General features: G+C 66.8%; 10 protein-coding genes and 1 pseudogene. 10 read left to right on the top strand and 1 reads right to left on the bottom strand.

From position 1 onward, the window contains the following. The first annotated feature begins 53 nt into the window (after positions 1 to 53). The 7 genes from BGO62_RS10450 (at position 54) to galU (ending at position 8,460) form a co-directional block, all read left to right on the top strand. Positions 54 to 1,694, top strand: coding sequence for a CTP synthase (locus BGO62_RS10450; protein ID WP_296642078.1), 1,641 nt, complete (start codon positions 54 to 56; stop codon positions 1,692 to 1,694). After that, on the top strand, positions 1,691 to 2,533 hold the full coding sequence (kdsA, locus tag BGO62_RS10445) for a 3-deoxy-8-phosphooctulonate synthase (protein WP_296642076.1): 843 nt from the start codon (positions 1,691 to 1,693) through the stop codon (positions 2,531 to 2,533). The genes BGO62_RS10450 and kdsA overlap by 4 nt, the downstream gene beginning before the upstream one ends. Before the next feature lie 126 nt (positions 2,534 to 2,659). Next, positions 2,660 to 3,943, top strand: coding sequence for a phosphopyruvate hydratase (eno, locus tag BGO62_RS10440; RefSeq protein ID WP_296642075.1), 1,284 nt, complete (start codon positions 2,660 to 2,662; stop codon positions 3,941 to 3,943). Further along, entirely contained in the window at positions 3,921 to 4,280 is a 360-nt protein-coding gene (ftsB, locus tag BGO62_RS10435; RefSeq protein ID WP_296642073.1) for a cell division protein FtsB, read from the top strand. The genes eno and ftsB overlap by 23 nt, the downstream gene beginning before the upstream one ends. Further along, a complete protein-coding gene (locus BGO62_RS10430; RefSeq protein WP_296642071.1) occupies positions 4,273 to 5,490 on the top strand; it encodes a cell division protein ZipA C-terminal FtsZ-binding domain-containing protein in 1,218 nt (405 codons plus the stop codon). The genes ftsB and BGO62_RS10430 overlap by 8 nt, the downstream gene beginning before the upstream one ends. Beyond that, complete coding sequence (gene ligA / locus BGO62_RS10425) at positions 5,490 to 7,565, top strand: NAD-dependent DNA ligase LigA (RefSeq protein ID WP_296642070.1); 2,076 nt, start codon at positions 5,490 to 5,492, stop codon at positions 7,563 to 7,565. The genes BGO62_RS10430 and ligA overlap by 1 nt, the downstream gene beginning before the upstream one ends. A 25-nt stretch (positions 7,566 to 7,590) precedes the next feature. Then, the gene (gene galU / locus BGO62_RS10420) at positions 7,591 to 8,460 is read left to right on the top strand and encodes a UTP--glucose-1-phosphate uridylyltransferase GalU (RefSeq protein ID WP_296642067.1); all 870 of its coding nucleotides are present in this window, start codon (positions 7,591 to 7,593) and stop codon (positions 8,458 to 8,460) included. Here galU and BGO62_RS10415 read toward each other — a convergent pair whose 3' ends face one another. Then, positions 8,461 to 9,873 carry an NAD(P)H-hydrate dehydratase gene (locus tag BGO62_RS10415; protein ID WP_296642064.1) on the bottom strand — a complete coding sequence of 471 codons (1,413 nt, stop codon included), beginning with the start codon at positions 9,871 to 9,873 and terminating at the stop codon, positions 8,461 to 8,463. Positions 9,874 to 10,063: 190 nt separating this feature from the next. Between BGO62_RS10415 and BGO62_RS10410 the strand changes: the two genes are divergently transcribed. From BGO62_RS10410 to BGO62_RS10400, 3 genes and pseudogenes are all read left to right on the top strand, one after another. Further along, positions 10,064 to 10,861, top strand: a complete 798-nt coding sequence (locus BGO62_RS10410; RefSeq protein ID WP_296642062.1) for a PhnD/SsuA/transferrin family substrate-binding protein — start codon at positions 10,064 to 10,066, stop codon at positions 10,859 to 10,861. 83 nt (positions 10,862 to 10,944) lie between these two features. After that, the gene (locus BGO62_RS10405; RefSeq protein WP_296642060.1) at positions 10,945 to 11,151 is read left to right on the top strand and encodes a DUF3330 domain-containing protein; all 207 of its coding nucleotides are present in this window, start codon (positions 10,945 to 10,947) and stop codon (positions 11,149 to 11,151) included. A 64-nt stretch (positions 11,152 to 11,215) separates the two neighbouring features. Beyond that, positions 11,216 to 12,560: pseudogene (locus tag BGO62_RS10400) on the top strand (phosphoribosylformylglycinamidine synthase); the annotation flags it as partial.

Here is a 12,560-nt window from a genome sequence, read left to right as displayed (position 1 = left end):
GCCGTAGCCGGCGATGGAGTAGAATCCGCCATCACCCGCCCCCGCTCATACAAATGACGAAGTATGTGTTTGTCACCGGCGGAGTGGTTTCTTCCCTCGGGAAAGGGATCGCCTCCGCTTCACTTGCTGCGCTGCTCGAATCGCGCGGCATCCGTGTCACCCTGCTAAAGCTCGATCCGTACATCAACGTCGACCCTGGCACCATGAGTCCGTTCCAGCACGGCGAGGTGTTCGTCACCGACGATGGCGCGGAGACCGACCTTGATCTCGGCCATTACGAGCGCTTCTCCAGCGCGCGCATGAGCAAGCGCAACAACTTCACCACCGGCCAGATCTACAAGTCGGTGATCGACAAGGAGCGCCGCGGCGATTATCTCGGCGGCACGGTGCAGGTCATCCCGCACATCACCGACGAGATCAAGCGCTCGATCCGCGAGGGCGCCGACGGCGCCGATGTCGCGCTGGTCGAGATCGGCGGCACCGTCGGCGACATCGAATCGTTGCCCTTCCTCGAGGCGATCCGCCAGATGGGGTTCGAGGATGGTCCCGAAAACACCTGCTTCATCCATCTGACGCTGTTGCCCTACATCGCGACTGCCGGCGAGCTGAAGACCAAGCCGACCCAGCACAGCGTGAAAGAGCTGCGCGAGATCGGCATCCAGCCCGACATCCTCTTGTGCCGCGCCGACCGCGAGATTCCGCTGGACGAGCGGCGCAAGATCGCGCTGTTCACCAATGTGCGGCCGGAGGCGGTGATCGAGGTGCTGGACGCCGACTCGATCTACAAGATTCCGGCGATGCTGCACGAGCAGATGCTCGACGAGATCGTCTGCCACAAGCTGAATATCCTGGCGCGCGCGGCCGATCTCTCCGTATGGAAAAACCTGGTGCATGCGCTGGAGCACCCGCAGCACACGGTCAACATCGCTTTCGTCGGCAAGTACGTCGACCTCACCGAGTCCTACAAGTCGCTGTCGGAAGCGATGATCCACGCCGGCATGCACACCAAGAGCCGGGTGAAGATCCATTACATCGACTCCGAGCAGATCGAAAAGAACGGCACCGATTGCCTCAAGGGCATGGATGCGGTCCTGGTGCCGGGCGGCTTCGGCAAGCGCGGGGTCGAGGGCAAGATCGCCGCCATCCGCCATGCGCGCGAGAACAAGGTGCCGTATCTGGGCATCTGCCTCGGCATGCAGCTCGCGGTGGTCGAGTTCGCCCGCGACGTCGCCGGCATGGCGGATGCCCATTCGACCGAGTTCGAGCCGGCCACCACGCATCCGGTGATCGGCCTCATCACCGAATGGCTGGACCGCACCGGTCAGGTCGAAAAACGCAGCGAACAATCCGATCTCGGCGGCACCATGCGGCTGGGCGGCCAGCCGTGCGAACTCAAGGACGGCACCCTGGCGCGCCGGATATACGGCGCCGCCAGCGTCGTCGAACGCCACCGCCACCGCTACGAAGTCAACAACACCCTCCTGGCGGAACTCGAGGCCAAGGGGCTGGTGGTGGCCGGACGCGCGCCGGGCACCGACCTGTGCGAAATGGTCGAGCTGCCGGCCGCGGTGCATCCCTGGTTCGTCGCTTGCCAGTTCCACCCTGAATTCACCAGCAACCCGCGCAACGGCCATCCGCTGTTCATCGCCTTCGTCAGGGCCGCGCTGGCGCACCAGCAGGAGGGTGACAAATGAAACTGTGTCATTTTGAGGCAGGCCTCGACCAGCCGCTGTTCCTGATTTCCGGCCCCTGCGTGATCGAGTCCGAGCAGCTGGCGATGGACACCGCCGGCACACTCAAGGAGATGTGCGCCGAGCTGAACATCCCCTTCATCTACAAGTCCTCGTTCGACAAGGCCAACCGCTCGTCGACCCAGTCCTTCCGCGGACTCGGGCTGGACGAGGGACTGCGCATCCTGTCCGAGGTGAAGAAGCAGATCGGCGTGCCGGTGCTGACCGACGTGCACGAAGATACCCCGCTGGAGGAGGTCGCGTCGGTGGTCGACGTGCTGCAGACGCCGGCCTTCCTGTGCCGTCAGACCAACTTCATCCAGAACGTCGCGCGCCAGGGGCGCCCGGTCAACATCAAGAAGGGCCAGTTCCTGGCGCCGTGGGACATGCAGAACGTGGTCGACAAGGCGCGCGCGGTGGGCAACGAAGAGATCATGGTGTGCGAGCGCGGCGTCAGCTTCGGCTACAACACCCTGGTGTCCGACATGCGCGGCCTGGCGATCATGCGTTCCACCGGCTGCCCGGTGGTGTTCGACGCCACCCACTCGGTGCAGCAGCCGGGCGGGCAGGGCGCGACCAGCGGCGGCCAGCGCGAGTTCGTGCCGGTGCTGGCGCGCGCCGCGGTGGCCAGCGGGGTGGCGGGGGTGTTCGCGGAGACGCATCCGAATCCGGAATGCGCGCTGTCGGACGGCCCCAACGCGTGGCCGCTCGGCATGCTGAAGGAACTGCTGGAAACGCTGAAGGAAATCGACGCGCTGGTGAAGCAGCGCGGCTTTATTGAACACAAGTTGATGAAAACCTGATCCGCGAAGGACGCGAAGAAACGCGAAGAAAACCCGGAGTTTGGTCTTGTTTTTCCTTCGCGCCCCTTAGCGCCCTTCATGCCCTTCGGGTATTCGCGGATAAGAATTGAATTTGAAGGATAGAAATTGAGCGCAATCATTGATGTCATCGCCCGGGAAATTCTCGACTCCCGCGGCAATCCCACCGTCGAAGCCGACGTATTGCTGGAATCCGGCGTGCTGGGCCGCGCCGCCGTGCCCTCGGGCGCGTCGACCGGCAGCCGCGAGGCGATCGAGCTGCGCGACGGCGACAAGTCGCGCTACCTCGGCAAGGGCGTGCTGAAGGCAGTCGAGCACGTCAACACCGAAATCTGCGAAGCCATCATCGGTCTGGACGTCGAGGACCAGGCCTTCATCGACCGCACCATGATCGAGCTGGACGGCACCGAGAACAAGTCGCGCCTCGGCGCCAATGCCCTGCTGGCGGTGTCGATGGCGTGCGCGCGCGCCGCCGCCGAGCAGGCCGGGCTGCCGCTCTACCGCTATCTCGGCGGTGCCGCGCCGATGGCTTTGCCGGTGCCGATGATGAACATCATCAACGGCGGCGCGCACGCCAACAACAACATCGACATGCAGGAATTCATGGTGATTCCGGTCGGCGCGCCGAGCTTCCGCGAGGCGCTGCGCTACGGCGCCGAAGTGTTCCACGCGCTGAAGAAGCTGCTCGACGACGCCGGCATGGCGACCACCGTCGGCGACGAGGGCGGCTTCGCTCCCAACCTGGAGTCGCACGAGGCGGCGCTGAAGCTGATCGTGCAGGCGATCGAGAAGGCCGGCCTGCAGCCCGGCATCGACGTCGCCATCGGGGTCGACTGCGCCGCGTCCGAATTCCACAAGGCCGGCCTCTACCACCTCGAATCCGAAGGGCTCAAGCTGACTTCCGCCGAGCTCACCGATTACCTGGCGGCGTGGTGTGACAAGTACCCGATCATCAGCATCGAGGACGGCATGGCAGAAGGCGACTGGGACGGCTGGAAAATCCTCACCGACAAGCTCGGCAAGCGTGTCCAGCTGGTGGGCGACGACCTCTTCGTCACCAATGCCAGAATCCTCAAGGAAGGCATCGACAAGGACATCGCGAATTCCATTCTCATCAAGGTCAACCAGATCGGCACCCTGTCGGAAACCTTCCAGGCGATCGAGATGGCCAAGCAGGCCGGCTACACCTCGGTGATCTCGCACCGTTCGGGCGAGACCGAGGACACCACGATCGCCGATCTGGCGGTGGCCACCAACGCGCGCCAGATCAAGACCGGTTCGCTGTCGCGCTCCGACCGCATGGCGAAATACAACCAGTTGCTGCGCATCGAGGAAGAACTCGGCGACACGGCCAGCTACCCCGGACGCGATGCGTTCCGCCAGCGCGGCTGACCACACCGCGGCTAGGCTGGTCGCGCATATTCGCCGCCAGGGCTTGACCTGGGTGCTGGCCGCTGCGATTGTGCTGTTGCAATACCCGCTGTGGCTGGGCGAAGGCGGCTGGTTGAAAGTGCGTGAAAGTGCGCACAGAATCGACACCCAGCAGGCGCTGAACCAGCGTCTGCAGACCCGCAATGCCGGCCTGCTGGCCGAGCTGGGCGACCTCAAGCAGGGACGCGACGCCATCGAAGAACGCGCGCGCAATGAACTGGGCATGATTGCGCCGGACGAATGGTTCGTCCGGGTGGTGTCTGCCCACACCGTTCCGTCGGGAAAAACGAATGAGTGACTTGCAAATCGGCTTGTTGGTGATTGGCGTGGCCATCGTGGCGGTGGTGCTGCTATTCAACTGGATTCAGGAGCGACGCTTCCGAAAACAGGCCGACGCGGCTTTTCAGACGCCGGCAGGCGATGCGCTGATGCAGTCGGGGACGGTGCCGCGCGAAACGCACAGCCGGCCTGAACGGCTTGAGCCGGCGCTGCGCGAACCGGTCTTCGCTGACGGCGACGGCGTGCGCGACGTTGCCGAGTTCAACGAGCCCCATGTGCGGATCGATGCCGACCTGCCGCGGGCGGACGCCGCCCTGGAAGACGATCTGCCCATGCGCGCGGCGCCAGCTGCGCCTGTCCCGCCACCTTCCGCTCAGGCACGCCCGTCCTCTGCCCCGGTGGCGGCGCTTCCGGCGCCCTACGACGAGCTGATCGAATACCGCGTCCGCGTCGGCGGCGATGGCGTCCTGGCGAATGTGTTTGCCGATGCCTTCAATCATGCGCGCACCCTGGGCAAGGCGGTGCGCTGGGCCGGATTGCCGGCCGGCGCTGCGGAATGGGAGGAAGTCCAGCCCTGGCGCGACGTGCACTATCAGCAGGTGGCGGTCACCATGCAGCTGGCCGACCGCAATGGCGCGGCGCAGGAAGAGCAGCTCTCGGCCCTGTGTGCCTTGCTGCAGAACGTGGGGCAGACTCATGGCCTGCGCGTCGCCTGCGACGACGTGGCCGATGCGATGGAGCGCGCGCAGGCCATCGATCGTTTCTGCGTCGATGTCGACGTCCTCATCGGCCTGAACGTGGTGGCGCGCGGTGAAGGGGCGGTGAACCTGGCGCGCATCGTGCACGAGGCCGAAGCCTGCGGCATGGTGCTGGGCATGGACGGCGTATTCCAGTTGCTCGACAGCCGCGGCGAGCCACTCTATGCGCTGTGCAACCACGATGCCGAGCCTTTCAATGCCGCGGTGGTGGAAGGGCAAATCTCGCAGGGGGTAACGCTGCAATTCGACGTGCCGCGCGTACCGGATGGCCTCAGGGTATTCGACGGCATGGTGGCCTTCGGCCGCAAGCTTGCCAGCGAAGTCGGCGGCATCCTGGTGGACGACAACCTGCGCCCGCTGACCGACAGCGGCATCGAAAAAATCCGCACTCAGCTCACGCAGATCTACGAGCGCATGGAAGCGCGCGGCGTGCCATCCGGCTCACGGCGGGCGCTGCGTCTGTTTTCCTGATGCCGGCACCCGATGTGCCGGCGCGCGCGGCGGCGTTGCGCCAGGAAATCGAGCGCCACAACTACGCCTATTACGTCCTCGACGCCCCCGTCATTCCCGATGCGGAATACGACCGGCTGTTCCGCGAACTGCAGGCGCTCGAAGCCGAACACCCCGAACTCGCCACCCCCGATTCGCCGACCCGCCGCGTAGGCGGCAAGCCGCTGGATGGTTTCGCGCCGGTGCGCCATGCGGTGCCAATGCTGTCGATCCGCACCGAGACCGATACCGAAGCGAGCGGCGCGCAGGCTTTCGACGCGCGGGTGCGGCGCGAATTGGGGCTGGACGAAAACGACCCGCCGGTCGAGTACGCGGCCGAGCTGAAGTTCGACGGCCTCGCCATCAACCTGCGCTACGAGAGCGGCGTGCTGGTGCAGGCCGCCACCCGCGGCGACGGCGAAACCGGCGAGGACGTCACCCAGAACATCCTCACGGTGCATGCCATCCCGCTGCGCCTGAATACCGCTACGCCGCCCGCCGTGCTGGAAGTGCGCGGCGAGGCGTTCATGCGGCGCGACGACTTCGAGCGCTACAACGCGAAGCAGCGGGAGGCCGGCAAGCCCACGCTGGTCAATCCGCGCAACGGCGCGGCGGGCAGCATTCGCCAGCTCGATCCGGCGATGGCCGCGCAGCGGCCGCTGTCGTTTTTTGCCTATGGGCTGGGCGAGACGCAGGGCTGGCCGCTGCCGCCCACCCACAGCGCCACGCTCGACGCACTGGCCGAACTGGGCGTGCCGGTGTGCGGCGAGCGCATCGCCGGACTGGGCGCGGCGGCGCTGATCGCCTTCCACGACGATGTCGCCGCCCGCCGCGACAGCCTGCCGTTCGACATCGACGGCGTGGTGTACAAGGTCAACCGCCTGGACCTGCAGCGCGAACTGGGTTTTGTCACGCGCGAGCCGCGCTGGGCGGTGGCGCACAAATTTCCGGCGCAGGAACAGTTGACCACGGTGCTCGGCATCGAGGTGCAGGTCGGTCGCACCGGTGCGCTGACGCCGGTGGCGCGGCTCGCCCCGGTGTTCGTCGGCGGCGTCACGGTGACCAACGCGACCCTGCACAACCAGGATGAAATCGACCGCAAGGATGTGCGCGTCGGCGATACCGTGATCGTGCGGCGCGCCGGCGACGTCATCCCCGAGGTCGTGGCCGTGGTGGCGGAACGGCGGCCCCAGCCGGTGCCGCCGCGCTTCGATATCCTGCAAAGCTATCCGGTCTGTCCCGAATGCGGCTCGCACGCGGTGCGGCTGGAGGGCGAGGCGGCGGTGCGCTGCACCGGCGGCCTCTACTGCCCGGCGCAGCGCAAGCAGGCGCTGCTGCATTTTGCCGGCCGCCGCGCGATGGATATCGACGGGCTGGGCGACAAGCTGGTCGACCAGCTGGTCGAGCGCGGCCTGGTGCGCACGCCTGCCGACGTGTATGGCCTCAATCGGGAAACGCTCGCCGGGCTGGAGCGGATGGCCGAGAAATCGGCGGCCAACCTCATTGCGGCGAGCGAGGCCAGCAAGACCACCACGCTGGCGCGCTTCATTTTCGCGCTGGGCATCCGTAATGTCGGGGAAACCACCGCCAAGGATCTGGCGCGGCATTTCGGCGCGCTGGACCGGCTGATTGCCGCGAGCGAGGCCGATTTGCTGATGGTGCGCGACATCGGGCCGATCGTGGCGCAGTCGATCATCCAGTTTTTTGCCGAACCACATAACCTGGATGTGGTCAGCCAATTGCGCGCCGCGGGGGTTCACTGGCCGGAGTCCACCGGCGTGCAACAATCGACAGGCATGCTTGCCGGCAAGACGCTGGTGCTGACCGGCACGTTGCCGACGCTGACGCGCGATGCCGCCAAGGAAAGGATCGAGGCGGCAGGCGGCAAGGTGGCAGGGTCGGTGTCGAAGAAAACCGACTACGTGGTGGCAGGCCTTGAGGCCGGCAGCAAGCTGGCGAAGGCGCAGCAACTCGGCGTGGCCATTCTCGACGAGGCCGGGCTGCTGGCCTTGCTGGCAGCGGACAACAATAACGAGCAGCACGTTTTAGACTTTTGAACCAAAGGACAGACAGGGAAGCGACATGCAAAAAGTAAAAAAAGCCGTATTTCCGGTGGCCGGCCTGGGCACCCGTTTTTTGCCCGCCACCAAGGCCAGCCCCAAGGAAATGCTGCCCATCGTCGACAAGCCGCTGATCCAGTATGCGGTCGAGGAGGCGATGGACGCCGGCATCACCGACATCATCTTCATCAGCAGCCGCACCAAGCGCACCGTCGAGGACCACTTCGACAAGGCCTACGAGCTGGAGACCGAACTGGAGGCGCGCGGCAAGAAGCGCGTGCTGGAACTGGTGCAGTCGATCCGCCCGGCCGGCGTCAACTTCATCTACATCCGCCAGGCCGAGGCGCTGGGCCTCGGCCACGCGGTGCTGTGCGCGCAGCCGGTGGTCGGCAACGAGCCGTTTGCCGTCATCCTCGCCGACGACCTGCTCGACGGCACGCCGTCGGTGATGAAGCAGATGGTCGACCAGTACAACTACTACCAGTGCTCGGTGCTCGGGGTGCAGCAGGTGGCGCCGGAGGACACCGCGTCCTACGGCATCGTCGACGCCAGCCCGATGGCCGAGCGCGTGTCGCGCGTCAACGCCATCGTCGAGAAGCCCAAGCCGGAGGAAGCGCCGTCGACCCTCGGCGTGGTCGGCCGCTATATCCTGACGCCGCGCATCTTCCACCACATCCAGCATCTCAAGCCGGGCGCCGGCGGCGAACTGCAGCTCACCGACGCCATCGCCGCGCTGCTGAAGGAACAGCAGGTGCTGGCCTACGCCTACGACGGCGTGCGCTACGACTGCGGCAGCAAGCTCGGCTACCTGCAGGCGACGGTGGAATATGCGTTGCGCCACAGCGAAGTCAGCGAGGACTTCGCCGCGTATCTGAAAAACCGTGTCTGCTGATCAGCCCGCCGCAGCGCCGCCGTGCAGCCAGGCGGCGGCCTCCAGCGCATCCCCTGCCTCCATTCCCTGGCCCAGCAGCGCGGCGACCATGCCGGTCAGGCGGTCGCCCGAGCCCGCCTGCGCCAGCCACGGCCCGCCCGTGGTGTTGATGGCGTAGCGGCCGCCGGGGTGGGCGATCACGCTGCCAGTCCCTTTCAGCACGACGTGCGCGTGGAATTGCGTGCACAGCCGTTGTGCCGCCCCGATCCGGTCCGCCTGGATGTCGCCGCTGGATGCGCCGAGCAGGCGCGCGGCTTCGCCGGGATGCGGGGTGAGCAGGGTGGGCGCGGTGCGCTGCGCCGCCCGGCCCGCCAGGGCCGCATCGCCGGCCAGCAGGTTCAGCGCATCGGCATCCAGCACCAGCGGGCAGGGCGCCCCCAGCGCAGCTTCCAGCAGCGCATGCGCACGCGTGCCCTGACCCAGCCCGGGACCGATCGCCAGCACGCTCGGGCCCGCCTCCAGCAGATTCTCCGGGGCGGCGAACATCAGCCGCGGCTCGCCGTAATCGACCACGATGCGCTCGTCCAGCACCCCCAGGGTGACGCTGCCCGTGCCCTGCGCGAGCGCCGCGCGCCCGGCGATGAGACACGCGCCGACCATGCCGCGGGCGCCGCCGACGATGCCGACATGGCCGTAGCTGCCCTTGTGACTGTTGCGTTTGCGCGGCGGCAGGCCGTGGCGCGCTTCCAGCTGCGTCAGCGCGATCCCCGGCACGGCGGGCAGGGCGGCCGGGTCGACGTCGAGCATGTCGAGATGAAGCGTGCCGGCGTGGTCGGGGCCGTCCGCGGTGAGGAGTCCCGGCTTGAGGCCGAGGAAGGTCAGCGTGTGGTCGGCGGCGAACGCGCAGCCGCGCACGCAGCCGCGGTCGCTGTCCAGCCCGCTCGGCACGTCGAGCGCCAGGCGCGGGCAGTCGAGCCGGTTCGCCTGCGCGATCCAGCGTGCGTCCTCGCCCGTGACCTCGCGCTGCAGGCCGACACCGTACAGGCCGTCGACGACCAGGCTGTATCGCTGCGACGGCGGGATGTCCGCCAGGATCGCACCGCCGCTTTCGCGCCAGGCGGCCCAGGCATGCGCAGCATCCGGCGGCAGGCGCGCGGGGTCGGCACGGCTGGCGACGAGCACGCGGAAACCCTGCGCCATCAGGTGTCGCGCGGCGACCAGGGCGTCGCCGCCGTTGTTGCCGGGGCCGGCCAGCAGCAGTATCGGCTCGCCCGATTCGCGGGCGAGCGCGCCCGCCAGTTCGGCGGCCGCGGCGCCCGCCCGTTCCATCAACGAGGTTGCGGGGCGGGTGTCCGCCCAATGCCGCTCGACGATGCGGATGTCGGCGGCTGTGAACAGCGGCGGAGAAACGAGGGAAGCGGGAGTGGTCGGCATGGGCAGACAGGGGGATCAAGTCGGGGCGCAGCGGACATCTTAATCCCGGCGGCGGCGCGATTGCGTGCAGCGTTCCCGTGGCGGCACACCGGACTGGTTGAAAATGACTACGTCGCCTGGTATCCAGCGCAGCTTGCGCAATGCCGTTGATGGTTTGCCGCGCGTCCAGCCCGGAAAATGGAGAATGAAGATGCAACGACGACACTTTCTGGCCGCTCTGGCGCTGCTTCCCGCGCTGCCGCTGGCGGCGCATGCAGCCAGGACGGAGCTGAACCTGGGCATATACCCGGGCACCGGCAAGGCGGATGTGCTCATGGGGGATTTCCGCGCCTGGGCGATGCCTTTTGCCCAGGCCCTTGGCGCGGCCATGGGCGCGAAACCGGGGCTGACCCTGTTCCGCAGCATCAAAAGCATTGCGCGCTCCATGGAGGGCGGCCGGCTGGACATGTATCTTGTGCCGCCGTCGGTGGCGGTGGCCGCGCTGGACCACCGCTACTCGCCGGTGGCGCGGGTGCGCGACCAGGCCACCGGCGTTCTGGTGCGCCGCAAGGGGGCCGCGGTGGCGACGGTGGCGCTCACCGAGAAGGAATCCTGGCTCGACGTGATGGCGCGCCACACGCTCAGGCGCAACAGGCAGGATGCAGTGCAGATCCTCAACCTGAAAACCCAGGAGGAGGTGGTGCTGGCGATGCAGCGTGATTTTGCCCAGGCCGGCAGCCTGCGCAGCAAGCTGGCCGACGAACTGGTCGCCAGGGGCGAGTTCGAGACCTGGTATGCCTTGCCCGCAACCCCGGATTTCACCCTGATGGCGAGCAATCGTTTCTCCGCGGCCGAGCAGGACAAACTGGGGAACGCTGCCGCCGCGCTCAGCCCGGACGTCATCCAGTCCCTGCAAAAAACCATCCACAGCAAGGTGACGGGGTTCGTGATCGACAAGCAGGCGGATTACCAGCTGATCAAGCAGGCAATCCGGGAGGCCGGCTACTGACCCGCGCGGGCCTGTCCGGCCGGCTTGCGGGATACCCGCGGCGGCTTATACTGCAAGGTGTTGCGAAACTTTCTGGAATACGCATGGATACTCGTCATCGCACCCCTGCCGGCGCTTTGGTGGCGCAATGCACCGATGAAAACAGTTGTACGGTTTTCAACTGCGAAGTCTGCTTGAAGGAAATCCCCGCCGATGCGGCCAAGCTGACGGACGCGCAGGACTACGTCCACCATTTTTGCGGGCTCGACTGCCTCGAAGCCTGGCAGAAGCAGAGCCGGATTCGCCGCTAGGCCCGTCCGGTCAAGCGCTCCAATCGGCTAAAATAGCGCCTTTGCCCTGTTTGCAAAGGCGCTCATGTCTTCCATCGTATCGCTCCCCGGCAGTGCTGCGCTGTCGTCTTTCCGCATCGATAAAATCCGCCAGGAGGCCGCCCGGCTGGGCATTGCGCTGGGCGAATTGACGGCGCGCCATTGGCATTTCCTGGAGCTGGACGCCGAACTGGACGCGGCTGCCGCGCGGCAGCTCGACAAAACGCTGGATTACGGCACCCCCGCCGACAGCCCGACGGCGAACGACATGCAGTTGCTGGTCACGCCGCGTCCGGGCACGATTTCGCCGTGGTCGTCCAAGGCGACGGATATCCTCAGAAACAGCGGCCTGGCCCAGCTGCGCCGGATCGAACGCGGGGTGGCCTATCGCTTGTGTGATCCGCAGGGCGACGCGCTTTCGGGGCAGGCGCTGGCGGCGCTGCTGCCGCTGCTGCACGACCGCATGACGGAAGCCGTGATGGACTCGCTGGAAGCCGCGCAGCTGCTGTTCCAGCACGTGCCGCCACGCGAATTGACCGCCATCGACGTGATGGCGGGCGGCCGTGCCGCGCTGGAGGCCGCCAACCGCGATCTCGGCCTGGCTCTGTCGGACGACGAAGTCGAATACCTGGTCGACAACTTCACCCGCATCGGGCGCAACCCCACCGACGTCGAACTGATGATGTTCGCGCAGGCCAACTCCGAGCACTGCCGCCACAAGATCTTCAACGCCGCCTGGGTGATCGACGGCGCGGCACAGGCCAAGTCGCTGTTCGGCATGATCCGCGACACCCACGCAGCGCATCCCGCGGGCACGGTGGTGGCGTATTCCGACAACTCGTCGGTGATCGAGGGGGCGCAGATCGATCGCTTCTACCCGCGCGCCGACGGCAGCTACGCTTACAGCAGCGAACTCACCCACGTGCTGATGAAGGTGGAAACGCACAACCATCCGACCGCGATCTCGCCTTTCCCCGGCGCCGCCACCGGCAGCGGCGGCGAAATCCGCGACGAGGGCGCGACCGGCATCGGCTCCAAGCCCAAGGCCGGCCTCGCCGGCTTCTCGGTTTCCAACCTCAACATTCCCGGCTTCGAGCAGCCGTGGGAAGCCGGCGCCTACGGCAAGCCGGCGCGCATCGTCACGCCGCTCGCGATCATGCTCGAAGGCCCGATCGGCGCGGCGGCGTTCAACAACGAATTCGGCCGTCCCAACCTGGCCGGCTATTTCCGTACCTTCGAAGAGACCGTGGCGGAGCAGCGGCGCGGTTACCACAAGCCCATCATGCTGGCGGGCGGCGTCGGCAGCATCCGCGCCGACCACGTCGAGAAGAAAATGCTGCCGGTCGGCACGCTGCTGATCCAGCTGGGCGGCCCCGGCATGCTGATCGGGC

Source organism: Thiobacillus sp. 65-1402, assembly GCF_001897685.1.
In the GTDB taxonomy this organism is placed as follows: Bacteria; Pseudomonadota; Gammaproteobacteria; order Burkholderiales; family Thiobacillaceae; genus Thiobacillus.
Note: the sequence above shows the minus strand (reverse complement) of the source record. Positions and strands in the feature narration are given on the sequence as shown.

Coding starts and splice junctions, on each gene's coding strand:
- BGO62_RS10450 (WP_296642078.1), top strand. CDS start 54: ATGACGAAGTATGTGTTTGTCACCGGCGGAGTGGTTTCTTCCCTCGGG.
- kdsA (WP_296642076.1), top strand. CDS start 1,691: ATGAAACTGTGTCATTTTGAGGCAGGCCTCGACCAGCCGCTGTTCCTG.
- ftsB (WP_296642073.1), top strand. CDS start 3,921: ATGCGTTCCGCCAGCGCGGCTGACCACACCGCGGCTAGGCTGGTCGCG.
- BGO62_RS10430 (WP_296642071.1), top strand. CDS start 4,273: ATGAGTGACTTGCAAATCGGCTTGTTGGTGATTGGCGTGGCCATCGTG.
- ligA (WP_296642070.1), top strand. CDS start 5,490: ATGCCGGCACCCGATGTGCCGGCGCGCGCGGCGGCGTTGCGCCAGGAA.
- galU (WP_296642067.1), top strand. CDS start 7,591: ATGCAAAAAGTAAAAAAAGCCGTATTTCCGGTGGCCGGCCTGGGCACC.
- BGO62_RS10415 (WP_296642064.1), bottom strand. CDS start 9,873: ATGCCGACCACTCCCGCTTCCCTCGTTTCTCCGCCGCTGTTCACAGCC.
- BGO62_RS10410 (WP_296642062.1), top strand. CDS start 10,064: ATGCAACGACGACACTTTCTGGCCGCTCTGGCGCTGCTTCCCGCGCTG.
- BGO62_RS10405 (WP_296642060.1), top strand. CDS start 10,945: ATGGATACTCGTCATCGCACCCCTGCCGGCGCTTTGGTGGCGCAATGC.